Source organism: Nocardia brasiliensis NBRC 14402, from assembly GCF_000308475.2.
GTDB lineage: Bacteria > Actinomycetota > Actinomycetes > Mycobacteriales > Mycobacteriaceae > Nocardia > Nocardia brasiliensis.
Window position 1 is genome coordinate 54,472 of the sequence record NZ_BAFT02000062.1, and the last position, 21,794, is coordinate 76,265.

Genomic DNA, 21,794 nt, shown 5'->3' on the forward strand with positions numbered 1-21,794 from the left:
AGAACCGATTCGCTCGACGTTTACGGTGGTGATCACCCGAACATGCAGTTGGATTGGCAACCCTTTTGTGACGTTCATCACAGGTAAATTCTGCGTCAAGCCCCAGGAAGATGGGGCATAGCTCAGGTGCCGATCGTACGGTAGACAGTGGTTGTTACCGGTGGGTAACTTACCGCCGGTTAGGATACGAGCCAACCGGGGCGGCCGAACTGCCCCCGCTCGTGTTGCCTCTCTAGAGAAAGGTCGCGACATGAATGCCCTGACAGTGACGCTGGGCACGATTGGGACGGCGCTCAGCCTATTGTGTTGGGCCTCGTTCGTCGGCGGCGTTCGAAACATCGCGCGCACCATCATGATCGGCCAGAGCGCGCCGGACCGCTGGCGACCGTTCTTCCCCCGCTTCAAGACGATGATCGTGGAATTTCTGGCGCACACGCGCATGGTGAAGTTCCGCACCGTCGGCTGGGCCCACTGGCTGGTGATGATCGGCTTCCTGGCCGGGTTCATCCTCTTCTTCGAGGCCTACGGGCAGACCTTCGATCCCGAATTCCACTGGCCGATCATCGGCAACTGGGCGATCTACCACCTGGCCGACGAGATCCTCGGCATCGGCACCGTGATCGGCATCCTGGTGCTGATCGTGATCCGCCAGCTGAACCACCCGCGCCTGCCCGAACGGCTGTCCCGATTCAGCGGCTCGCGGTTCGGTCCCGCCTACATCATCGAGACCATCGTGCTCATCGAAGGTCTCGGCATGGTGCTGGTCAAGGCGGGCAAGATCGCCGTCTACGGCCACTCGAACCCGTGGACCGACTTCTTCACCATGCAGGTCGCCAAGCTGCTGCCGGCCAACGCGACGATGGTCGCGCTGTTCGCGTTCGTGAAGCTGATGTCGGGCAGCACCTTCCTGTTCCTGGTCGGCCGCAACCTCAACTGGGGCGTGGCGTGGCACCGCTTCTCGGCGTTCCCGAACATCTACTTCAAGCGTGAGGACGACGGCGGCGTCGCGCTCGGCGCGGTGAAGCCGATGATGTCCAAGGGCAAGCCGATCGACATGGAGACCGCCGACCCGGACAACGACACGTTCGGCGCGGGCCGCATCGAGGACTTCTCCTGGAAGGGCTGGCTCGACTTCACCACCTGCACCGAGTGCGGCCGCTGCCAGTCGCAGTGCCCGGCCTGGAACACCGGTAAGCCGTTGTCGCCCAAGCTGCTGATCATGTCGCTGCGCGACCACGGCTATGCCAAGGCGCCGTACCTGCTGGCCGGTGGCCGCAAGGACATGGGCGGCGACGAGGTCGGCCTGGTCGACGCCGAAGGCGCGCCGAACGAGGCCGCGCTGGCGAAGATCTCCGATGCGTCGAAGGCCGAGGCGGAACGTCCGCTGGTCGGCGAGCTCGAGGCCAACGGCATCATCGACCCCGAAGTGCTGTGGTCGTGCACCACCTGCGGTGCGTGCGTCGAGCAGTGCCCGGTGGATATCGAGCACGTCGACCACATCATCGACATGCGCCGCTACCAGGTGCTCATCGAATCGGAGTTCCCGTCTGAGCTTGCGGGCCTGTTCAAGAACCTGGAGAACAAGGGCAACCCTTGGGGCCAGAACTCGAAGGACCGGCTCAACTGGATCAACGAGCTGGACTTCCAGATCCCGGTCTTCGGCCAGGACGCGGACAGCTTCGACGGATACGACTACCTGTTCTGGGTCGGTTGCGCGGGCGCGTACGAAGACCGTGCGAAGAAGACCACCAAGGCGGTCGCCGAACTGCTCGCCACCGCGGGCGTCAAGTTCATGGTGCTCGGCGCCGACGAGACCTGCACCGGCGACTCGGCCCGGCGCGCGGGCAACGAGTTCCTGTTCCAGCAGTTGGCCGCGCAGAACATCGAACTGCTCAACTCGGTGTTCGAGGGCGTCGAGCAGCAGAAAAAGAAGATCGTCGTCACCTGCGCGCACTGCTTCAACGCGCTCAACAACGAATACCCGCAGGTGGGTGGCACTTACGAGGTGGTGCACCACACCCAGCTGCTGAACCGCCTGGTGCGGCAGAAGCAACTGATCCCGGTCGCCTCGGTGTCGCAGAACGTCACCTACCACGACCCCTGCTACCTGGGCAGGCACAACAAGGTCTACAACGCGCCGCGCGAACTGATGGAAGCCTCCGGTTCCACCCTGGTCGAAATGCCGCGCCACGGCGAACGTTCCATGTGCTGTGGTGCCGGTGGTGCGCGCATGTGGATGGAAGAGCAGCTCGGCAAGCGGATCAACGTGGACCGCGTCGACGAGGGCCTCAACACCCTCACCGGTGCCGGTGGCGCGACACCGGGCAAGATCGCGACCGGCTGCCCGTTCTGCCGCGTCATGCTCACCGACGGCGTCACCGCCCGGCAGGAAAAGGGTGAAGGCGAAGGGGTCGAGGTCGTCGACGTCGCCCAGCTCATGCTCGACGCCATCGACCGGGTCGACCCGGCCCGGCTCACCGAGAACCTCACCGTCGTGCAGGAGCCGAAAGCGCCTGCGGTGCAAGAGGTCGCCGAGCCCGAACCCGAACCGGAGCAGCAGGCCCCAGCCGCCAAGGCCGCGCCGACCGGCGGCGGACTCGCGATGAAGGGCCCGGCGAAGGCACCCGGTGGCGGGCTCGGCATGAAGGGCGCGGCAAAGGCGCCCGGAGCCAAGGCCGAGGAGCCCGCCGCGGAAGCGGCACCCCCGGTCAAGGGTCTAGCTATGAAGGGCCCCGCCAAGAAGCCCGGCGGACTCGGCATGAAAGGCGCGGCGAAAGCGCCGGGCGCGAAAGCTGAACCCGCCGCGGAAGAGTCGGCCGCGGAGACCACCGCACCGCCGGTCAAGGGTCTCGCTATGAAGGGCCCCGCCAAGAAGCCCGGCGGACTCGGGATGAAGGGTGCGGCCAAGGCGCCGGGCGCGAAGGCGGCACCGGCCGCGGAATCCGCTCCCGCCGAATCCACCCCTGCCGAATCCGCCTCCGCCACCGAGTCCGCTTCCGCCGCACCGGCTCCCGCGCCGAAGCCGGTCAAGGGACTCGGCATGAAGGGTGCCGCAAAGGCGCCTGGCGCCAAGGCGCCGGGCGCGAAGGCACCGGCCGCACCCGCGCCCGCTCCGGCGGCCGAGAGCCCGGCCACCCCGGAAACGCCCGCAGCCGAACCGGTTTCGGAACCCACCGAAACCAAGCCGACCATCCCCGCCAAGGGTTTGGCCATGAAGTCCGGCTTCAAGCGCCCCGGCCCCAAGGCCCCCGGCACCCCCGCGACCCCGTCCGACCCGGCACCCCAGGCCGACCCCGAACCCGTCGCGGAATCCCCCGCCGAGGACACCCCCGAGCCGCCCCAGCCCACCAACGGCACCGGCAACGGCGAAGCCACACCCCCCACCGCCAAACCAGGCGGCCTCGGCTTCAAGTCCGGCGCCAAGGCCCCGGGCCGCAAGAACTGAACAACTGAACAGCGAGGTCGGCCCGGGCGTGCAACGCGCCCGGGCCGATTCTTTTGGGATCCCGTCACGCGAGCGGTCCCGAATTCGTCTTTCGAACGTTTCGAAATAGGTTACGATTTGTTCGAAGGAGGTGGCAACATGCCGTCCGAGGCCTCGAGCCAGCACACATACCTGCCCGAACCAGCCGAGGAGCTGGCCCCCGTGGTCAGTTTCCTGGCCGCGCACGAGGCGCGTCATGGCGACACGGTACGGCCGCGTTACCTGCTGGTCGGTGCCGACGAGCACGATCAAGTAGAGCTGCCGGAGTCCCTGCACCGCGTCCTGGTTCAAGTGGTGTCCGCGCTGCGCGACGGGAAGGCAGTGACGGTCGCGCCGCAAAGCATGACCCTGACCACCCAGCAAGCCGCGGACTTGCTCGGCGTCAGCCGGCCGACCGTGGTCCGCTTGATCGATGCGAACAAGATCCCCGCGGAACGCGCCGGATCCCGGCGCAGACTACTGCTCACCGATGTCCTGGCTTATCGAGAACAGCGGCGTCACCGCCAGTACGAAGCACTCGCCGCGACCGCGCTCGGCTTGGACGACGAAGAAGATCCGGCAGCGGTCCTGGCAGAGCTACGTGAGATCAGAAAGGAAGCTGCGCGAAAACGTCGCAGCTGATGTTCGGCGCCCTGCTCGACACCTGCGTACTGTGGCCGAGCCTGCAACGTGACTTCCTGCTCTCGCTGGCTGTGGAGAACCTCTATCGGCCACTCTGGAGCAGTCCGATCCTCGAGGAACTCGAACGACACGAAGCTCGTAAACTCGTTCGCCGTGGCCAAGTTCCGAACACCGCACAGGCCACGGCGTCCAGGCTCGTCGCGAGGATGACGACGGCGTTCGACGACGCACTCGTCTGCGGGTGGGAGCCGCTCGAGGGCTCGTTCGGGCTCCCCGACGTCGATGACGAGCACGTTGTGGCCGCGGCCGTGGTCGGCGCGGCGGGAGCGATCGTCACCGAGAATCGGCGCCACTTTCCGGGCGGCCTGCTACCCGCGGGACTGCAGGTGATCGGTGCCGCAGAATTCGCCGCGAATACCTGTGCCGTCGATCCGGCCCGTGCGCTGACTTCTCTACAGGGACTCTCGCGTCGGCACTGTAATCCCCCGCAGTCGGTCGATGAGCTGCTCGAGGTCCTTTCGACGCGGTACGGGATGCACGAGGCGGTCGAACTGATATCGAATGCGTAGGTTTCGACCGCCCGGGCCGATTCAGGGGTGGGTGAGGGTGGCGTAGCGGGTGAGGTGGTGGTCGGGGGTGCCGTATTCGTGCTGGATGGCGGTGAGGCGTTTGAAGTAGTGGCCGATGGCCAGTTCTTCGGTCATGCCCATGGCGCCGTGTAGTTGGACGGCGTTCTGGCCGATGAAGCGGGCGGCGCGGGCGACGGTGACCTTGGCGGCGGCGACGGCGCGGGCGCGGGCCGGGGGTTCGGCGGCGAGCGAGTAGATCGCGAGATAGGTGGCGGCGATGGCTTGTTCGAGTTCCATATACATGTCGACCATGCGGTGTTGCAGCACTTGGAAACTGCCGATCGGCTGACCGAACTGCTTGCGTTGCTTGGCGTATTCGAGGGTGTCGGCGAGCACGGTACGCAGGCAGCCGACGGTTTCGGCGGCGATGGCCGCGATGGCGGTGTCGACGGTGGGTTCGATCGCGACCCAGGCGGTCCCCTCGATGCCGAGCAACGCGTCGGCGGGCACCCGGAAATCGGTGAATACGAGGTCGGCGGCGACCCGGTCGTCGATGGTCCGGTACGGGTGCACTTCGACACCGGCAGGCGGGTTTTCCGCGTCGAAATCCATGCAGAACAACGAGATACCGCGCTGATCGCGCCGATTGCCCGCGGTGCGCGCGGTGATGAGCAGGTGCGTGGCCAGCGGCGCGCTGGTCACCACGGTCTTCGCGCCGTCGAGCACCCACGAGTCACCGTCCTGCCGTGCGGTGGTGCTGACGTCGTGCCAGGTCTGGCCCGAAGTCGGTTCCAGCGCAGCGAAAGCCGTGCGCGCCTCGCCCGCCGCGATCTGCCGCAGCACCGCGTCGGCGCGTTCCCCGCCGGAGCGGTTCAGCAGTCCGGCGCCGACGACGACGGTGTCGACGAACGGTTCCACGACCAGCGCGCGGCCGAGTTCCTCGGCGATGACCATCATTTCGACCGGCCCGCCACCCATCCCGTCGACCCGCTCGGGCAGGATCGCGCCGAGGATGCCGAGTTCGTCGGCGAACGCGTGCCAGATCGCGGGCTGCCAGCCCGGCCCGGATTTGACCGCGGTGCGGCTCTTTTCCAGGTCATACCGCGCGCCGAGGAAGCCGGCGAGGGCGGTGCGGAGCAGTTCCTGCTCGTCGGTGAGTGTGAAGTCCATCAGAGCCCCAATGCTGCTTTGGCGAGGATGTTTCGCTGAATCTCGTTGCTGCCCGCGTAGATCGAGCCGGCCCGGTCGTTGAAGTAGCGCAGCGGCGCGACCGCCTGCCATTCGGTGCCGCTGTGGTAACCGTCCGCGGGCGGTGTGAATTCGGCGATCGGCCCACCGGGTTTGGTGGCATGCGGTTGATACACCCGGGCGCGCGGACCGGCGGCGGTCAAGGCCAGTTCGGTCAATTGCTGGCTCAGCTCGGTGGCGAGGATCTTCAACATGGAGGCGGCCGGTCCCGGGTTCTTGCCCCGCGCCATCGCCGAAATCGTGCGGTACTCCAGTATTTCGAGCACCTCGGTGCGAATCCGCGCCTCCGCCAGGCGCGCCGAGAATGCCGGATCGTCGATCAGCGGATTGCCGTCCGGTCCCGGCTGCTGGGCCGCTTCGAGGCCGATTTCCTGCGCCATCGCCTGCAGGTACGGCGCCATCGCACCGCCGCGTTCGTGCACGAGCAGGTATTTGGCGACGGTCCAGCCGTCGTCGATCTGCCCGAGCACATTGCTTTTCGGTACCCGGACGTTGTCGAAGAAGACCTGGTTCTGCACCTGTTCGCCGGAGGTCATCACCAGCGGGCGGATCTCGATGCCGGGCGAGGTCATATCGATCAGCAGAAAGGTGATGCCTTGCTGCTTCTTTCCCGACCGCGAGGTGCGCACCAGGCAGAAGATCCAATTCGCCTCGGTGGCATGGGTGGTCCAGATCTTGCTGCCCGTGCAGACGAGGTCGTCGCCGTCCTCGACCGCGGCCATCGTCAGCGCGGCGAGGTCGGATCCCGCCTCCGGTTCCGAATAGCCTTGGCAGAAGAAGACTTCCCCGGTCAAGATGCGCGGCAGGTAGAAGGCTTTCTGTTCCTCGGTCCCGTAGGCGATGATCGCGTGCGCGACCATCTTGATCCCCATCGGGGACAGCGCGGGCGCTCCCGCCAGTGTCGATTCCCGCGCGAAGATGTAGTGCTGGGTCAGGCTCCACGCGCACCCGCCGTATTCGACGGGCCAGGCGGGCGCCGCCCAGCCGCGCGCGTGCAGGATCCGCTGCCACTGCATGCTGGCCTCGTGATCGGGGTAGACGCTCGTCGCCAACCGTCCGGCGCGCCGCAACTCCGGCGTCAGCTCGGCGTCGAGAAACGCCCGCACCTCGTCCCGAAATGCCAGATCGGCCGCTGACCAGTCGAATTCCATCAGCCCTCCCGGAGGGTGTGCGCCAGTGCGTCGCCATCGGCCGGAGCCGAAACGAGACAGGACCTACGTGTGTCCCGCCACTGTAGCAAACTGATGTCACCTGCCAGCAATTAACGGAAGCACGCGCCTATTCCCGGTAAAACCCGAGCTAGGCGTCACAATCCTCGAAGAAGGCCCGGACGTAGCCCGCCGACTGATAGGCGTAGTCCCACGCCCAGCGCGGGACGGAGAGGCGGGGTGCCGGGTCGACGAAGAGCAGCTCGCCGGACCAGCACTTGCCGAGGATGTAGCGGGCCCGGGAGATGTGCGGGGTGAAGGTGACCACGATGACGCGCTGCCAGCCGCCGGCCCGCGCCATCCGCGCGAGAAAACGCCCCTCGCCGCGGGTGGTGCGGGGCGCGGGGTCGAAACAGATCACCTGGAAGCTGTAGCTGCCGTGACAGATTCGATTGATCAGGGTGCTGTGCTCGTACGGATCCGAGATCAGGACCCGGGGCGCGAAGCCCTCGGAGGCCAGCCGCAGCGCCAGCTGTTCGCGGCCGTCGTGCGCCCCGCCGAGGACCAGGATCGCGTCGGCGGACACGGGGACATCGGTGCGCGGCCGGACGTAGACGGGCCATAGCGCCGCCACGACCGACACGGCGGCGACCAGGCCGAGCACGGCCCACCGCAAACGTCGCATCCCGTCGATGCTAGCCGTGTCGTCGCAGGTCAGGGCGGCCAACCCGGGCGGCGTCGCCACATGTACACCTACCGTTGCCGTGACCCTTGCCTCGGTGACGTGGTGTGGCCATCGGGGAGGCTTATCAATCGATCACGCGATGCACAGTCTTCGGAACCGGGTACCTCGGGGCCACGCACGCGGCGTGCATGGCCGAACTCGGGCACGACGTGATCGGGGTGGACGTCGACCCGGGCAAGGTCGCGAAGCTGTCCGATGGTGTGGTGCCGTTCTACGAACCCGGTCTCGAGGAGGTGCTGCGGCGCAATCTCGACGCGGGCAGGTTGCGGTTCACCACGTCCTACGCCGAAGCCGCGGCGCATGCGGAGGTGCACTTCCTCGGCGTCGGCACGCCACAGAAGAAGGGTGAGTACGCCGCGGACCTGAAATACGTGCACGCCGTGGTGGATACGCTCGCCCCGATGCTGGAGCGTCCGTCGGTGATCATCGGCAAGTCGACCGTGCCGGTCGGCACCGCGACCGCGCTCGGCACCAGGGCCCGCGCGCTCGCCTCGGCCGAGGTCGAGGTGGCGTGGAACCCCGAGTTCCTCCGGGAAGGCTTCGCGGTGAAGGACACGCTGCGCCCGGATCGTCTTGTGCTGGGCGTGGATCGGGAACGCGACGCGGCCACCTGGGTCGAGCAGCTGGTGCGCGAGGTCTACGCGGATCTGATCACCGCCGAGGTGCCGTTCCTGCTCACCGACCTGGCCACCGCGGAATTGGTGAAGGTCTCGGCCAACGCCTTTCTCGCGACCAAGATTTCGTTCATCAACGCGGTCTCGGAGGTGTGCGAGGCGACCGGCGCGGACGTGACGATGCTGGCCGACGCGCTCGGCTACGACGCCCGCATCGGCCGCCGATTCCTCAATGCCGGACTGGGTTTCGGCGGCGGCTGCCTGCCGAAGGACATCCGCGCGTTCATGGCGCGCTCCGGTGAGCTCGGCGCCGATCACGCGGTGGCGTTCCTGCGCGAGGTCGACAACATCAACATGCGCCGCCGCACCAAGGTGGTGGACATGGCGGCGCGCGCCTGTGGCGGTTCGCTGCTCGGCGCGAACGTGGCGGTGCTGGGCGCCGCGTTCAAACCCGAATCCGATGACGTGCGCGACTCCCCGGCGCTGAATGTGGCGGGCATGATCCAGCTGCACGGCGCGGTGGTGACCGTGTATGACCCGAAGGCACTGGAGAATTCGCGCCGGGTGTTCCCGACGCTCAACTACGCCACCTCGATCGCGGAAGCGTGCGATCGCGCCGATGTAGTCTTGGTGCTCACCGAATGGGACGAGTTCACCTCATTGCGTCCGGCCGATCTGGAGCGAGTGGTGCGGTCCCGGTCGATCATCGACGGGAGGAATTGTCTCAATCGTGCCATTTGGCGAGAAGCCGGATGGGTGTACGCCGGACTGGGTACCCCGTAGAGTTGCGTCGCGGCGGCGCGGTCTGCGGCGGGAGGCACGGTCCTGCCGTATGCACAGACGCTCGCCGACGGTATGGTCCGGGGAGCGGGCCTTCGCGCTGGCTCGCATGTCGTGAAGTGTGAACGAGATGGGCAGCTGATGAGTTCGGTACTGGGAGTTTCGGTGGGGGCCGGCGCTGTCCGTATGGCGCGACCACACACCGCGAACCCCCACGGGCACGTCGAGCCGCATTCGTTCGATCTGCAGACCGTTCCGGTCGCCGGCCAGACGGTCGAGGAGCTGGCCGCCGAGGCCATCGGCGTCACGCTGGAGACCACGCCCGGCATCACCGCCACCGCGATCGCCTACCGCAGCGAGCAGCACGCCCGCGCGGTGCGCGCGGCCATGGCCCGCCAGCAGCTGACCAATTACGAACTCGTCCCCGAGGTGGTCGCCGCGCTGGAGTTCGCGCAGTCCACCGGCGATATCCGCGGCATCTCCTCGCTGGTGGTCTACGACCTCGGCAGCTCAGGCCTGTCGGTGAGCGTGGTGGACACCCAGTCGCGCGAGATCCGCTACAGCGAGCGCACCAGCGATATCAGCGGCGACTACCTCGACTCGCTGATCCGCGAACAGCAGATCGCCTCCGGCCGGATCGCGCATCCGCCGGACGCGGCGGGCCTGGCCGCACTGGACGGGCTGTGCCGCGAAGCCAAGGAACAACTATCCTCCAACACCGCGGTCGCGCTCCCCAGCGAGCAGGGCCTGGTGTTACTGGCACAGGAGAACTTCGAGTCGCTGATCATGCTGGCGATCGAATCGTCGGCGCGGATGGCGCGCGATGTGATCACCCGCTCCGACCGCCCCGTGCACGGGGTGCTCGCGATCGGCGGTTGCGCCCGGATTCCGCTGGTGGCCAAGGTACTCGAACGCTGGATGGGCGTTCCGGTGATCGTGCCGCAGAGCCCGGAGACCGTGGTGGCCCGCGGGGCCGCGCTGCTCGCCCGGCCGGTGCAGCCAGAGGCGGCGGCCGTCGGCGCGGTGCTCGACGACGAATTATCCCCGGCCTGGTTATCGACGCCGCCGAAGAAGCGCGGCAAACGCGAGATCAGCGGCGCGGTGCTGACCGTCAGCGCGCTCGCGGTGGTCGCCGCGATCGGCCTGGGCCTCGGCTACGGTCCCCAAGTACTGCAACGCGATTCGCACAGCGAAGGTTCGCCCACCGTGCCGACGACCACGGCCCCGCGCACCACCACGCTCGACCCGCAGATCGCCGTCGCCCCCGCGACACCGTCGGAGACGCCCGCGGAATCGGTGGCCGCGCCGCCGCCGCGCCGGGCCACCACCGAGCCCCCGCCGCCACCGGCCCCGGGCCCCAACACCATTGTCGTACCGGGACTTCCGCCGATCGTGGTGCCCACGATCCCGCCCGAGGTCTTCCCCTTCCCACCGCCCCCGCCGCGTTAGCCGCGGCCGGTTTTCAGTTCCGTGCGTGCCGCGCCCGGCGCGGCGGCTCGACCGGCGCGTGGCTGCCGAACGGACGCGCGAGCATCACGGCGATGGCGGTGGTCAGCGGGACGGACAGGGCCAGGGCGATACCGCCGACGGACGAGCGGGCGATCTCGATGGCCACGGCGTCGCCGGTGAGCACGTCCCGGATGGAACGCCCCGCGACGCTGAACAACAGCAGCAGCGGCAACGCCCCACCGGCGTAGGCGAGCACCAGCGTGTACACGGTGCTGGCGATGTGGTCGCGGCCGACCCGCATCGCCGCGGTGAAGACCTCGCGCCGCGAGGCGCCCTTGTCGATGGCGGCCAGCTCGAAGGCCGCCGAGGCCTGTGTGATGGTGACGTCGTTCAGCACGCCGAGCGAACCGATGATGAAGCCGGCCAGCAGCAACCCGGTGATGCTGACGTGTTCGATGTAGGTGGCGACGTCGGTGTTCTGTTCCTCGGACAGGCCGGTGAGATTGGTCATCTTGATCGCCACCCAGGACAGCACCGCGGCGACGATCATCGAGGTCAGCGTCCCGAGCAGGGCCGAGCTGGTGCGCAGGTTCACCCCGTGCGCCAGGTACAGCACCGCGTAGAGGATGAGCGCGCCCGCGACCAGCGCGACCGGGATGGCGGGCTTGCCGTCCAGCAGCGCCGGCAGCATGAACAGCACCAGCACCGCGAACGCGAACACCAGGCCGAGCAGCGCGCGCAGGCCGCGCCAGCGCGCCACCGCCACGATCACCACGACGAAGGCGACGACGATCAGCGTCAGCGGTAGCCCGCGCGCGTAGTCCTCGAACGAGTACATCGGCGTGCCGCTCGGGTCGGTCTGGCGCACCAGGCGCAGCTTGTCGCCGGCGTGCAGATCGGGTTGGCCAGGGCCGGGGGCGATTTCGAGCAGGGTGCGGTTGCCCTTGTGCGGGCCGGATTCGATCTCGATGAGACTGCGCTGGCAGGTGTAGGCGTTGTTGCGCGGCGCGTCGGGCTTCTCCACGAAGACCTTGCCGATCGAGGCGCTGCCGCACGGCCCGATGTCTTGCAGCACCACCGTGCCCGCCTCGGTCTGCACCGCGCCGCCGCCGGCGTTCTGCATGGGCAGCGGGATGTCGATGTGCTGTTTGCTCGGCCAGAGCAGGAAGGCGCCTGCCAGCACCACGATGCCGATGACGGTGAGCAGTCCGATGACCACGCGGGCGGCGGTGTCGCCGATCGCGATGGGACCGGAGTGATCGTGGTGATGGTGGTGGTGATCGGTCACGCGCAGAGCTTAAAGGATTTCATTTTCAAGTTGCGACCGGAAACAGCCGAGGGGGTATGCCGCTGACTTGCGGAGAAGTTCGGGAGGGGGCGGCGGAGAGCAGGGGGATGTCTCCGCCGCCCACAGGGCTGGCGGCCCAGGGGGGTAGGCGGCCGAACCCGAGACCGAGTTAACCCAGGGGGGTAGGCAACTCGGTCGGACACTCGAAAGTGCCGATTCCTACTGTACACAAAAGTACTTCGTTTGCGCTAGAGAAGTCTCCAAACCTCGCATGTATTCATACATTCGGTATGTTTAGAGCCTGAAACCAGGGCGCTGCCGTTGCCGGAGGGTGGCGAGCAAGCTACTGGCGATAGCTGGACAGGAAGTTGCCGAAGCGCTCGATGGCGACCGCGAGGTCCCTGGCCCACGGCAGCGTGACGATCCGCAGATGATCATGGTTGGGCCAGTTGAAGCCGGTCCCCTGCACCATCAGGATCTTCTCCTGCAGCAGCAGATCCAGGATCAGCTTCGAATCATCATGGATCTCATACACATTCGGGTCCAGCCGGGGGAACGCGTACAGCGCGCCCTTCGGTTTCACGCAGGACACACCGGGAATCATGTTCAGCCGCTCCCACGCGACGTCGCGCTGTTCCAGCAGGCGCCCGCCGGGCAGGATCAGATCCTCGATGCTCTGATGACCGCCGAGCGCCACCTGAATCGCATGCTGCGCAGGCACATTCGGGCACAGGCGAGACGAGGCCAGCAGGTCGATCCCCTCCAGGAAACCGGCCGCGTGCTCCTTCGGACCGGTGATCGCCAGCCACCCGGAGCGATACCCCGCCACCCGGTACGCCTTGGACAGGCCGTTGAAGGTCAGGCAGAGCAGATCCGGCGCGACCGAGGCCATGGACACGTGCTTGGCGTCGTCGTAGAGGATCTTGTCGTAGATCTCGTCGGCGAGCAGCAGCAATTGATGCTTGCGCGCTATATCGGCGAGCTGCTGCAGAATTTCCGCCGAATACACCGCGCCCGTCGGATTATTCGGATTGATCACCAGCAGCGCCTTGGTCTTGTCGGTGATCTTCGATTCGATATCGGCGATATCGGGCTGCCAGCCGCTGGACTCGTCGCACAGGTAATGCACCGGGGTGCCCCCGGCCAGGCTGGTCATCGCGGTCCACAGCGGATAGTCCGGCGCCGGGATCAGCACCTCGTCGCCGTTGTCCAGCAGCGCCTGCATGGTGATGGTGATCAGCTCGGAGACGCCGTTGCCGAGGTAGACGTCGTCCACGTCCAGTTCGGGGAAGCCCGGCACCAGCTCGTAGCGGGTGACGACCGCGCGCCGGGCCGAGGTGATGCCCTTGGATTCGGAATAGCCCTGGGCATACGGGAGCGACGCGATGATGTCGCGCATGATCACATCCGGCGCCTCGAAACCGAACGGCGCCGGGTTGCCGATATTGAGCTTGAGGATGCGATGCCCCTCCGCCTCCAGCCGTGCCGCCTGCGCGTGTACCGGTCCACGGATTTCGTAGACGACGTTCTGCAGCTTCGTGGACTGCTCGAGTACGCGCGGCGGGCGATGCGGTAGATGACTGGGGCTCACCCGTCCCATGGTGCCAGGTGCGCGCAAGCCGATAAACGTCCAGCTCGCGCCGATTGCCGGTATTTCACCGGGACGACGCGAACCGGCCCCTCGCCGGGCGCGCGATTGTGACGAGCACCTCAGGAAGCGGGGTTGCCAGGAGGTATCCCCTTCGCCGCCGTCGTGCCGCAGAACTCCTCGATCCGCTCGTCCAGGAAGCGCGCGCCGACCGCGTCCCGGAAGTCCGGGCCCGCGATCCGCCGGCGCACCCCGGTCAACCGCTCTTCCAGCTGCGCGATCCGTTTGTCCTCGGCCAGCCCGAGCACCGGCCGCAACGCCTCGGCGGCGCCGTCGAGACTGCCGTTGATCAGGTGCGCCGCGGCGCAGTCGACCCGGGCCAGCGATTCGGCGCCATAGGAACGTTGCTCCGACGGTCCGTTCGAGTACAGCTCGATGGCGCGCTGGGTGGCCGCCAGCGCGGGCGTCGCCTGACCGAGATGGATGTAGGTGGCGCCGGCGTAGTACTGCGCCTTCGCGTCGTTGAAGCCGAACACGCCGCCCACCTCGTCGTGCAGCGTGTCGGTCTCGGTGACCTCACGCGCGTCGTCGGCCGCCCGGATGCAGCGATCGGCATCGGTCGAATTGCCCAGGCGCGACCAGATTCTGGCCTCGATATTGAGCAAACGCACCTTCGCCGTGGCGGATTCGGCGAATTCCTGGCCGCTCTGCGCCAGCAGCACCCCACGGCGCGGCCGTTCCGACCAATACTCGATGAGCGCGTGCATGCCCCGGGTCCAGGCCCGTAATCCGTTGTGGCCGCACAATTCCGAATAGGCCCACGCGGCTCTGATCTGTTCGCCCGCCGCGTCGTAATAGCCCAGATCGGTACTCGCATTGGCGAGCAGACCCGAGAGGGTGCCCGCCAACAGGTACAGATGACTGGTGTCGGCGGGGCGCTGATGGCCTTCCAGCAGCCGGTACACCCGGCGGCGCACCCGTAGCATCTCCACCATCATCGGCACCGGTGGCACGTGCACATAATCGTTCGCGATGCGTCTGACATCGGCGTCGAGCTGGTCCAACGTGGTCGCACCCACATTCGTGCTCTCGGCCTGGCCGGCGTGCTCGCTGGCCTCATGGGCAGCCGCCATGATGAGATCCCTCTCCGAAATCGCTGCTAACGCATCCCCTCTCATCGCACCGGCGTCTATGAGAGCCAAAAGGTCCGCGTCGCTCGAATATTGGGCGCGCGCCGAGGTATCGGCGGGCGCATCGAATCCGGGCGCGGTCGGTCGATCGGCCATCGGCTGATCGATCATTGCCGCAAACCGTGCCCGCACAACGTCGTCGGACCTGGCCAGGGAGGTATCGAGCGCGGCTTGGTTGATCGGACGTGGGTGCACCCGGACGCCACCGGCCTCCCACTTCGAGACCAGGCGTTCATGCACCCCGAGATGAGCCGCGAACTGCCTGATGCTCATCCTTTTGGCATCGCGAAGGGCACGGGCCTCTTTACCTGACCATTGCCGGACCACGATGTCATCCCTTCCGAACGAACTCTTTCCCAGGGTACGAGGGGTTCGTTGGCACGGCTACATACGAAACAGAGCTGGTACCAGAGGCAGCGGAAAGGCAGCGGAAAGTGGGCGTGCGGGCGATACCGAAACGGGGTTCCTACCTGGAACCTTGAGGCGGGAGGCAAGGAGTTCGCCGTGAATGTGGAGAAACTCAGGACTGTCGACGATTGGGTGGCGTTCTATCGGCACGAGTTCGGGCTACCGGTAACCGAACGTGGCGGCTTCGTCATGCTGCCGATCACCAACCGTGTCTGCGTCGTCCACTTGCCGACCGCTCGTGCCGAAAAGGTCCGGGCCGCACTGGAACAGCAGGGTACCAGGGGGCCCATGCTGGCCAGGCAGATCCGGTGGAGCTTCCTCGCCGAACCGGACAGCAGGCCGGGGGTGCAGGTATTGGACGTGCTCAATCGTCTCGATATCGGTATCCCCGCCATAGGTAGTGCCGTGATGTTGCCGACCGGTCTCGGGCGGTGGACCCGGGAAGGGTGCTTCTGGGTATCCCCACCGAGACGCGGCGACACGCTCCCACCGTTATCCGTCATCATCACGACGGCACTGGCGGTGGGTGCGGGCGGCGGGGACTGATCACGCGCCGCGATCGGTTCCCGTTGCCGCCCGGCGCAAACCGGGTCGAGTCCGCCCCTTAATTCTGGCAGTCGGCGGGGCGGACTCGACCCGGTGCTTCGGTGCGCGCGGGGTCGTAGGCTCGGAACATGGGCGACGATCGGCTGGGCGATCTGCGCGGGACCTACCAGGTGCGTGCGCACCAGGTGGTGGCCGCGCCGCCCGCCGCATTCGCCGGCCTCGACGTGCTGCGCTGCTTCGGCTTCGACGTGCTGGAACCGAACCCGGTGCGCCGCAGGAAGATTCCCGGCGGCACCGTGAAGCTCGTCTTCGCGTTGGAAGGGATCTTCGAGGGACGCAGTCTCGACCCGACCGCGCTGGTCATCGGCTTGCACGACCGCGCGGGCAGCGCGGGGCACGCCGGACGGATGCGCAGCGTTCAGCTGCAACTCGATCCACTGACCGCGCGTCGGCTGCTCGGTGTGCCGTTGGACGAATTACGCAACGAGGCGGTCCCGCTCGCCGAACTACTCGGGCCGCCGGTGCGGCAGCTGACCGAGCGGCTCGCCGAATCCCCCAGCTGGCCGACCCGATTCGCGCTACTGGGCGAATACCTGCGCCGACGCGCCCGCGACTGCGACGACCACGCCGATCGGGCGATCGTGCATGCCGTGCGGGAACTGCGCCGGTCCAACGGAATCCGGCCGGTCACCGCGCTGGCGGCGGAAAGCGGCTGGAGCGCAAGGCATTTCCGGCGCCGCTTCGCCGAGCAGATCGGATTGCCACCCAAAGATTACGGTTCCCTGCTTCGATTCTCGGCCACTCTGACCGCCCTGACCAACCGGCCCGACCGCGACATGAGCAGCCTCGCCGGCGAATTCGGTTACTACGACCAATCGCATCTCATCCGCGACTTCCGCCGCTTCGCGGGGCCGCGCCGGGACGCCTGCTCGGCTGAGGGTTACCTCGCCGGTTCGACCAGCAGCCGAGCGTAATTCGCCATGGACCGTTGATACCGGGGCAGGTGCGCGGCCAATGCTTCGAGCACCAGGGACAGTCCCTCTCGGTCGCGACCGAGCGTGGACAGGCACAGCGCCAGGCACGCGCGCACCGCGTCGTCGAGTTCGTCCGAGGGTGCGTCGAGTTCGCGGGTCAGCAGCTCGACGCCCTCCGCGGCCGCACCGATGTTGCGCAGCGAACTGGACAGTTGGATCGTTGCGCGCGTGCGCCGGTAGTCGTCGAGTCCGCCCGCCAACGCCGCCCGGTACAGCGGCACCGCCTGGTCGGAGTGACCGGTCGAGTCCCAGGCGCACGCCCGCTCGAACGCCCCGCGCGGATGCTCGTCCGGCAATTCGGCGACCAGGGCGTCGATCGCGGCCCGGAAGTCGGCGGCGTCGTGCTCATCGATCGTGGTCCATGCGGCGGCTACCCGATCTTCCCAATCCTGGTTCACGCCGATCACTGTCGCACAGGGCGATGTCCTATTCGTCCAATACCGCGGCGCGCGTGGACCCGTAGCGTTCCCCGCACCCCGACCGCGAAGGGACTCCCGCGATGTCCGCACCGCTCACCGTGCGTCTGGCCGCACTCGGCATCGGCATACATGCCGTCAATCACGTTCTCGTCCTGGTGTTCTCACCATTCAGCTGGCACGTCGGCACCGTGTTCCACCTGATCAGCGCCCCGCTTTACGCCGCCCTGCTGCTGCCCGTCCTACGCGGCCGCAACTGGGCCCGCATCACCATCACCGCCTTGCTCGGCGGCCAATTTCTCGGCAGATTCGTGATCTGGATCCTGTTCCCCACCACCGGCGCCCACCTGGCCCTCCTAGCCGGCTGGACCCTCTCCCTCGTCATCTTCGCCCTGCTCTGGGTGCCGAAATCGACCCGCCACCACTTCCGCCGCGTGCGTACCGAGATCCCGTCAGAAGCACAGTCGGCGTGACGTGTTCTATCGAGACATGCTGCGATGATGGGTGTTTCGGGCGCGTAGCTACCCGACGTCGAGCGCGACCGCTATTTTGCTGGCCACATCCCGAATCCGATCGCACGCCTTCGGGGCTTCAGCCGCGCCAGGCGGCACGATCAGCGAGATCTGCAAGGCCCCGTCCGGTGATTCGACGGCCGCGTCACAAGCGGCGGGCATGGAACGATAGATCGTCGTGGGCCGCTGCCCGATCGAAGTCGTCTCGACGACCTCGTTGCGCGCAGAGCCGGTCACCTCCGGCAGCGTCTCAGTGCTCGTGGTGATGCTGAGAAAGTCGGCCACCTGCGCCCCCGAAGACAGACCTCGAAAGCTGCACCCGATCTTCGTGAGACTGCTCATCGCGGTCACTTCGGTGGCATTGCGCTCGCGCGAAGCCGGATCGAAACCCGCCTCGGCGATGCGCGAATCATCCACCCGGAAACAAGGATCGAACGCGACGACCCGGGGAACCACACCATCGGCGGCAGGAGGCACGGCCACCCGCACCGCCCCGGGGGCAGCGACAGCGCTGGTCGCTGACTTGGACGTCGTCAGCCCGGCCGCGTTGTCGGTGTCGGAACAAGCCGTCGATACACCGAGCGCACAAACCGCCCCAACCACAACACCCAGTGTTCGATGCCCAACCAACGGACTTCGACGATCACGCACAGTCTTCCCCCTTTGACCAGCTGAATGGCAGTAAGCCGACGGTGTCGCGGTGGGACTACGGGCTGGTGGGGAGGGGGAAGTTGAGGTAGGAGCGGGAGGGGTGGGGCCGCGTTGGCCTTGGTATTTGGAGCCGGCGGTGGCGCTGCCGTAGGGGTGTTCGGCGGGGCTGGTGAGGCGGAGCAGGCAGAGTTGGCCGATTTTCATGCCGGGCCACAGGGTGATCGGCAGGTTGGCCACGTTGGAGAGTTCCAGTGTGATGTGTCCGCTGAAACCGGGGTCGATGAAGCCCGCGGTGGAGTGCGTCAGCAGGCCGAGCCGGCCGAGGCTCGACTTGCCCTCCAGCCGTCCGGCCAGGTCGTCGGGCAGCGTGCACACCTCGAGCGTCGAGCCGAGCACGAACTCGCCGGGATGCAGCACGAAGGGTTCGCCTTCGGCCGGTTCGACCAGGCTGGTCAGCTCGTCCTGCTGCTGCGCCGGGTCGATGTGGGTGTAGCGGGTGTTGTTGAACACCCGGAACATCCCGTCCAGGCGCACGTCGATACTCGACGGCTGGATCAGCGTCTCCAGCAATGGCTCGACGCCGAGACGCCCAGCGGCGATCTCCGCACGGATGTCACGATCGGAAAGCAGCACGGCAAGCAGCGTAGCGCCTGCTCGCCGCCGGTCTTCAGGCGCACATCGATGCGGCCGCGGCGATATCCTCCACTCGTTCGAGGCGGTGCCGGACATTCACGCCCCGCACCGCCCGTGACCGAAGGGATGAACCGGATGACCGAGCCCGCACTGTTCGACCTGAGCGGCCACGTGGCCGTGGTGACCGGAGGCAACTCCGGGATCGGTCTCGGCTTCGCCCGCGGGCTCGCGCGGGCCGGCGCCGACGTGTGCGTCGTCGGCCGCAATACCGAGCGCAACGCCGACGCCGCGCAGATCCTGCGCGATTACGGCGGCCGGGTGCTCACCCTGTCCTGCGACGTCGGCGACGAGCAGCAGGTGTGCGACACGATGGCCAGGGTCGTGGACGAACTCGGCCGGATCGATTCGTGCTTCGCCAATGCCGGTGTACCGCAGGGCGGTCTGCCGTTCCTGGAGACCGACCTCGCCGAGTTCCGGCGGGTCACCTCGATCAACCTCGACGCCGCCTTCGTCACGCTGCGCGAGGCGGCGAAGGTGATGGTCGCGCAGGGCGAGGGCGGCAGCCTGGTGGGCACCGCCAGCCTGGCCGCCAAACAGGGTGTGCCGCGCGGCCAGTCCTATGCGGCGAGCAAGGCGGGCCTGATCGCCATCACGAATTCGATCGCCGTCGAGCTCGGCAAATACGGCATCCGCGCCAACTCGGTGCTGCCGGGCTGGGTCGAGACGCCGATGACGGACGGGGTGTTCGCCTGGGATCGTTTCCGGGAGCGCGTGCAGCCGCGGATCCCGGCCAAGCGCTGGGGTACGGCCACCGATTTCGAGGCCGTCGCGGTGTATCTGGCCAGCCCGGCCAGCGCGTACCACACCGGGGACACGCTGCTGATCGATGGCGGCTACAGCATGTTCTAACCTGGTCCGTTTTGTCCGATTTTCCAGTACTCAGCGAATACACAGCATGGCAATGACATCCTGGGAAAGGTGACCCCGACTCCCACGCTCGTCCCGACTCCACGCCGGGTACCGCCGCTCGCGGTGGTGGCCGGGTTGCTCGCCGTCTTCATCGCCGGACTCACCGCCAACGTGGTGGCCCGCGACGGGCTCACCACGATCGATCCGGATATCGCGGACTGGGCGGTCGCGCATCGCAACGGCGTACTCACCCCGATCGCGATCACGGTCAGCAATATCGGTGGCACGGTCGCGATGACCACGCTGGCCACCGTGGCCGTGATCGCCTTCGGCTGGTTCGGGTACTGGCGCGCGGCCGGACTGGTCATCGTGACCGGTCTGCTGTCCTGGCTGTTCGTCGACGGCGGCAAGAACTTGATCGCCCGGCCGCGCCCGCCGGTCGACCTGCACGTCGTCGTCAAGACCAACTTCGCCTACCCGTCCGGGCACAGCCTCGGGTCGATGGCGATCGTCGGCATCGTGTCCGTGCTGCTGATTCCCCGCCTGCGCCGCCGCGCCGCGCGCTGGATCGCCGCGGCCGCGGCCGCCGCTTTCGTTGCCGCGGTGGGCCTTTCCCGCATCTACCTCGGTGTGCACTGGACCACCGACGTGCTCGGCGGGTGGGCGATCGGCGCGCTGCTGGTGATCGCGACCTTCAGCGGCTACCGCTATCTCGAAGCGCGCGAACACGATGCCGGGCGCGACGGCGCGAAACACCGGTCAGCCGTAGGGGATCCAGGTGGTGCGGCCGTCCCCGTCCCGGTGCACCCGGCCGAACGGGACGTCGGCGAAGTGGATTCCGAAGGCCAGATCGCCGGTGGTGGCTAGCCGGTCGACCAGCATCCGGCGCCGGCGAATCCCTTCGGCGGGATCGAAATCCGAGCCACACGCCCACTCCGGATGCCGCACCTGCACCGGGCTGTGCAGCGCGTCACCGATCATCACCAGGCGCCGGCCCATGGACTTGAGCGCGAACGCGGTATGACCCGCGGTGTGCCCGGGGATCTCCTGGGCACGCACGCCGGGAAAGACCTCCGCGCCGTTCACGAACGGCTGCACCCTGGCCGTGATGGCCGCCAGCATCTGCGGCGTCGTGATGCTGTTGCGCGCCCAATCCGGCAGCGCCGCGACCAATTCCGGCGGCAAGGCATGCCACCAGTCCCACTCCGACTCGTTCACCAGATACCGGGCCGTGCCGAACGGCGGCACACCGCCCGGGCCGGGATACAACGTCCAGCCGAAGTGATCGGTGTGCAAGTGGGTGAACGCGACCGCGTCGATCCGGCCGGCCACGCCGAGCCGCGCCAGGTTGCGCAGCAACGCGCCCCCGTGCGTCGCGCCCGTCATCGGGTTGTCCGGCTCGTCCGGCATGACGACCGGGCCGATCCCCGCGTCGATCAGCAGCGCACGCCTGCGGTAGCGCACCAGCAGCGCGCCGATGCCCGCGACCAGGTGCCCGTTCTCGTCGAGGTGGTCGGCGTAGGCCGCCCAATCCTGGGCGGTGGCGTCCGGTAACCACCCGGTCGGCTTCAGGAAGACCGCGCCGTCGGGCACGTAGGTCAGCTCCATCCGTCCCAGCCGGATCGTGCGCAACCGCGGCGGCCGCCGCAACCGCTCGCGCTGCGCCGTAGCGGCCGGGCGGGTGTCGGGCCGGCCCGCCGCCCAGCCGTGCCTCGAATCGATCCGCGATGATGTCACGTCAATACTCCTCGGTCGAGATCTGACAGTAGCGCGCGAATACCGTTCGCGTGACCCGGCTTTCGTCGCCCGGGGCGCGGGCCGGTGTCGGTCGGGAAAGAGAACGTGAGAACCCGAGAGTCCGTATCAAGATCGTGTCCAGCAACCTCGCGCGCGAACAGTCCGTCCAGACGTCCAGCTGGTGAACCCCGGCTGAACGACGCTGCACCTGCCGTGCCGTCCAA

General features: G+C 67.5%; 19 protein-coding genes and 1 pseudogene. 10 read left to right on the forward strand and 10 right to left on the reverse strand.

Annotation, left to right across the window (positions count from 1 at the left end):
• Positions 1 to 250 precede the first annotated feature (250 nt).
• From TY25_RS20735 to TY25_RS20745, 3 genes are all read left to right on the forward strand, one after another.
• Entirely contained in the window at positions 251 to 3,445 is a 3,195-nt protein-coding gene (locus TY25_RS20735) for a (Fe-S)-binding protein (protein ID WP_042258550.1), read from the forward strand.
• A 138-nt stretch (positions 3,446 to 3,583) separates the two neighbouring features.
• Positions 3,584 to 4,105 (forward strand): helix-turn-helix domain-containing protein, encoded by a 522-nt coding sequence (locus TY25_RS20740; protein WP_014988866.1) that lies wholly within the window; start codon positions 3,584 to 3,586, stop codon positions 4,103 to 4,105.
• Positions 4,105 to 4,674 carry a PIN domain-containing protein gene (locus TY25_RS20745; protein ID WP_042258552.1) on the forward strand — a complete coding sequence of 190 codons (570 nt, stop codon included), beginning with the start codon at positions 4,105 to 4,107 and terminating at the stop codon, positions 4,672 to 4,674. Before TY25_RS20740 ends, TY25_RS20745 begins: the two co-directional genes overlap by 1 nt.
• A gap of 21 nt (positions 4,675 to 4,695) precedes the next feature.
• On the opposite strand, the gene TY25_RS20750 is transcribed toward TY25_RS20745, so the two are convergent.
• The 3 genes from TY25_RS20750 to TY25_RS20760 all read right to left on the reverse strand — a co-directional run bounded on the left by TY25_RS20750 (position 4,696) and on the right by TY25_RS20760 (position 7,755).
• Entirely contained in the window at positions 4,696 to 5,844 is a 1,149-nt protein-coding gene (locus TY25_RS20750) for an acyl-CoA dehydrogenase family protein (protein ID WP_042258553.1), read from the reverse strand.
• Complete coding sequence (locus TY25_RS20755) at positions 5,844 to 7,073, reverse strand: acyl-CoA dehydrogenase family protein (protein ID WP_042258555.1); 1,230 nt, start codon at positions 7,071 to 7,073, stop codon at positions 5,844 to 5,846. The genes TY25_RS20750 and TY25_RS20755 overlap by 1 nt, the downstream gene beginning before the upstream one ends.
• Before the next feature lie 148 nt (positions 7,074 to 7,221).
• Complete coding sequence (locus TY25_RS20760; protein ID WP_052383092.1) at positions 7,222 to 7,755, reverse strand: YdcF family protein; 534 nt, start codon at positions 7,753 to 7,755, stop codon at positions 7,222 to 7,224.
• Positions 7,756 to 7,886: 131 nt separating this feature from the next.
• Here TY25_RS20760 and TY25_RS20765 point away from each other — a divergent pair, with 131 nt between their 5' ends.
• Positions 7,887 to 9,212, forward strand: a complete 1,326-nt coding sequence (locus TY25_RS20765) for a UDP-glucose dehydrogenase family protein (RefSeq protein ID WP_081869000.1) — start codon at positions 7,887 to 7,889, stop codon at positions 9,210 to 9,212.
• Between the two features lie 138 nt (positions 9,213 to 9,350).
• Positions 9,351 to 10,658, forward strand: coding sequence for a DUF7159 family protein (locus tag TY25_RS20770; RefSeq protein ID WP_042258557.1), 1,308 nt, complete (start codon positions 9,351 to 9,353; stop codon positions 10,656 to 10,658).
• 13 nt (positions 10,659 to 10,671) lie between these two features.
• On the opposite strand, the gene TY25_RS20775 is transcribed toward TY25_RS20770, so the two are convergent.
• From TY25_RS20775 to TY25_RS20785, 3 genes are all read right to left on the reverse strand, one after another.
• Positions 10,672 to 11,946, reverse strand: coding sequence for a YibE/F family protein (locus TY25_RS20775; protein WP_042258558.1), 1,275 nt, complete (start codon positions 11,944 to 11,946; stop codon positions 10,672 to 10,674).
• A 343-nt stretch (positions 11,947 to 12,289) separates the two neighbouring features.
• The gene (locus tag TY25_RS20780) at positions 12,290 to 13,546 is read right to left on the reverse strand and encodes a pyridoxal phosphate-dependent aminotransferase (RefSeq protein WP_014988874.1); all 1,257 of its coding nucleotides are present in this window, start codon (positions 13,544 to 13,546) and stop codon (positions 12,290 to 12,292) included.
• A gap of 110 nt (positions 13,547 to 13,656) precedes the next feature.
• Positions 13,657 to 15,051, reverse strand: coding sequence for a helix-turn-helix domain-containing protein (locus TY25_RS20785; protein ID WP_029901132.1), 1,395 nt, complete (start codon positions 15,049 to 15,051; stop codon positions 13,657 to 13,659).
• 177 nt (positions 15,052 to 15,228) lie between these two features.
• Here TY25_RS20785 and TY25_RS20790 point away from each other — a divergent pair, with 177 nt between their 5' ends.
• A complete protein-coding gene (locus tag TY25_RS20790) occupies positions 15,229 to 15,678 on the forward strand; it encodes a hypothetical protein (protein ID WP_014988876.1) in 450 nt (149 codons plus the stop codon).
• Positions 15,679 to 15,806: 128 nt separating this feature from the next.
• Complete coding sequence (locus TY25_RS20795) at positions 15,807 to 16,652, forward strand: AraC family transcriptional regulator (RefSeq protein WP_052383094.1); 846 nt, start codon at positions 15,807 to 15,809, stop codon at positions 16,650 to 16,652.
• On the opposite strand, the gene TY25_RS20800 is transcribed toward TY25_RS20795, so the two are convergent.
• Positions 16,619 to 17,110, reverse strand: a complete 492-nt coding sequence (locus tag TY25_RS20800) for a tetratricopeptide repeat protein (protein WP_172595724.1) — start codon at positions 17,108 to 17,110, stop codon at positions 16,619 to 16,621. The two genes, TY25_RS20795 and TY25_RS20800, sit on opposite strands and share 34 nt — an antisense overlap.
• 101 nt (positions 17,111 to 17,211) lie before the next feature.
• On the opposite strand from TY25_RS20800, the gene TY25_RS20805 reads away from it, so the two are divergent.
• Positions 17,212 to 17,601, forward strand: a complete 390-nt coding sequence (locus tag TY25_RS20805) for a hypothetical protein (RefSeq protein ID WP_042258561.1) — start codon at positions 17,212 to 17,214, stop codon at positions 17,599 to 17,601.
• Positions 17,602 to 17,649: 48 nt separating this feature from the next.
• Here TY25_RS20805 and TY25_RS44175 read toward each other — a convergent pair whose 3' ends face one another.
• Together TY25_RS44175 and dcd are read right to left on the reverse strand one after the other, a co-directional pair.
• On the reverse strand, positions 17,650 to 18,291 hold the full coding sequence (locus TY25_RS44175) for a DUF3558 family protein (protein WP_081868996.1): 642 nt from the start codon (positions 18,289 to 18,291) through the stop codon (positions 17,650 to 17,652).
• Positions 18,292 to 18,346: 55 nt separating this feature from the next.
• A pseudogene (dcd, locus tag TY25_RS44180) lies at positions 18,347 to 18,924 on the reverse strand (dCTP deaminase).
• A gap of 135 nt (positions 18,925 to 19,059) precedes the next feature.
• Between dcd and TY25_RS20820 the strand changes: the two are divergent.
• Both TY25_RS20820 and TY25_RS20825 read left to right on the forward strand, forming a co-directional pair.
• Positions 19,060 to 19,833 (forward strand): SDR family NAD(P)-dependent oxidoreductase, encoded by a 774-nt coding sequence (locus TY25_RS20820; protein ID WP_042258787.1) that lies wholly within the window; start codon positions 19,060 to 19,062, stop codon positions 19,831 to 19,833.
• Between the two features lie 69 nt (positions 19,834 to 19,902).
• Positions 19,903 to 20,700: a phosphatase PAP2 family protein gene (locus tag TY25_RS20825; protein ID WP_146154121.1), complete on the forward strand. Its 798-nt coding sequence runs from the start codon at positions 19,903 to 19,905 to the stop codon at positions 20,698 to 20,700.
• On the opposite strand, the gene TY25_RS20830 is transcribed toward TY25_RS20825, so the two are convergent.
• Positions 20,593 to 21,570, reverse strand: coding sequence for an MBL fold metallo-hydrolase (locus TY25_RS20830; RefSeq protein ID WP_226887133.1), 978 nt, complete (start codon positions 21,568 to 21,570; stop codon positions 20,593 to 20,595). The two genes, TY25_RS20825 and TY25_RS20830, sit on opposite strands and share 108 nt — an antisense overlap.
• Positions 21,571 to 21,794 lie beyond the last annotated feature (224 nt).